Raw genomic sequence first — 1,965 nt, forward strand, 5'->3', positions numbered from 1 at the left:
TGCGAAGTGGATTTTTCCACTTCGCAATAAAGTTTAACTTTTTGGGGTCACTACAATTTCCTTTGAATCATAAGACCTTAATTTTCATTCTAATAACTACTTTCTAATAATGCTTTCTAATAACTACTTTATGGTATTAGCTTTTCTATATTTAAAAGTCCCCACCCCTGTTGTTGGTGCGGTAAACCCAAATCGGTTGAACTATTCTTAACACGTATCTTAACTTCTCGATTCGTCATATCTGGATATGCTGCAAGCAATAATGCCATGGCTCCTGTTACAATTGGTGTTGCCATAGAAGTACCACTTTTCGTCGTATAGAGACCTCCATATAACTCATTCCTTGGCCTTCCAAAAAATATTCCTCTATTAGAACGGTTATCAATCTTAGGTGGACAACATGATACAATATTACTTCCTGGTGCTACAATATCTGGTTTCTTCACACATGCTAACGTAGGTCCTCTACCTGAATAATCAATTGTCTTCGTACCAAAGACCTCGACAGAAACATTATCATCGCTAGCTCCTACTGTTATTACTTTACGACTAATACCTGGCATTGATATTGTTCTTGGACCAGGACCATTATTACCTGCTGCCACAACCACAACAATTCCACGATCCCATAGTTCATCAACCCCAACTACTAAACTGGATTGTTCACTTACACTCTCATCTGAAGTAGAACCTACAGATATATTAACAATTCGTATATTATATCTTGCTTTGTTCGCTATAATCCAATCAAACGCTGTTAAAACGTCAGCAACATTTCCATTTCCTTTATAATTAAGAGCCTTAACACCTATGATATTACATCTTGGTGCGATACCCATATATTTTCCATCAGAAGATGTTCCATTTCCTCCAACTATTCCAGATACATGCGTTCCGTGTCCGTTATCATCATACATATCTATTCTTCCGTGGATTACATCTTTAAACGCTACAATTCTATTTCCACCAGTAACAAAATCTGTGTGTGCCATAATCCCAGTATCAACTACAGCCACACCGATTCCTCTGCCATATATGCCTCTGCTATATGCTGCTTTCGCATGAACAATATCTCGAGCTCGATTCATCCCTATACCCTCCAGTAATTTCGAGCGCAGTACATAACTCTTTCTTACTATCATAATATGAGGGATATCCATTTTAGCTAATGATTTGTTCAATAGTTACACTATTAGTTTCTGAATCATCTCTTCACTAATCTGCTTCACTGATTTATTATCTGTTTTTATAATTATATCCGCACATTGCAGATAACGTTCTCTACGTTTTTCCATTAGTTTCGCTATGTATTCAACATTCATGTTACCATTTAATATTGGTCGATTCTTACAATCTTTAACTCGCTCATAGACTGTCTCTGGTGTTGCAGTTAACAGAACGATTTTTCCATGCTCCTTCATAGCACTAACATTCTCATCACGTAAGACAATTCCACCACCGCAGGATACAATTAATTGTTCTCTTTGTTGAACTTCAAGCAATGTCTCTGTTTCTAGATCACGAAAATATTCTTCTCCGTATTGCTCAAATAGATTTGCTATACTTGTTCCTGCCTTTTCAACGATCATAGCATCTAAATCTACTTCCTCTAAATCAAGCCATTTGCTTAGATAGGAAGATACTGTACTCTTACCTGTCCCCATAAAACCAATTAACATAATGTTCTTATGAAATAATTTTTTCACTTCTTCTCTTGACATACTCATTCTCCTCACTATTATACTAACGCGGTACTTACTAAACTTGTTTTTCATTTTAACATAAGTACTCGCTTTTGCAAAATAATTATTGCATACGAGCTAATAATATCCAATTACATCTTCTATATCAGCATTAATATATATGTAATTTTTTGTAGAATCTATAAGTAATTTCTTAATTATTTCTCAATAATAGATTGCTATTCTCTCTTTACATAATAGCTACGAAATAATGCGCGAATAA

The 1,965-nt window shown here is 35.2% G+C and carries 2 protein-coding genes; both read right to left on the reverse strand.

Translation table 11 applies throughout. From position 1 onward, the window contains the following. Positions 1-128: 128 nt before the first annotated feature. On the reverse strand, positions 129-1,088 hold the full coding sequence (locus ACW2QF_RS19890; protein WP_455717755.1) for a S8 family peptidase: 960 nt from the start codon (positions 1,086-1,088) through the stop codon (positions 129-131). Positions 1,089-1,184: 96 nt separating this feature from the next. Further along, positions 1,185-1,721: a shikimate kinase gene (locus ACW2QF_RS19895; protein ID WP_455717756.1), complete on the reverse strand. Its 537-nt coding sequence runs from the start codon at positions 1,719-1,721 to the stop codon at positions 1,185-1,187. Positions 1,722-1,965 lie beyond the last annotated feature (244 nt).

It is taken from the genome of Anaerosporobacter sp. (assembly GCF_965301125.1).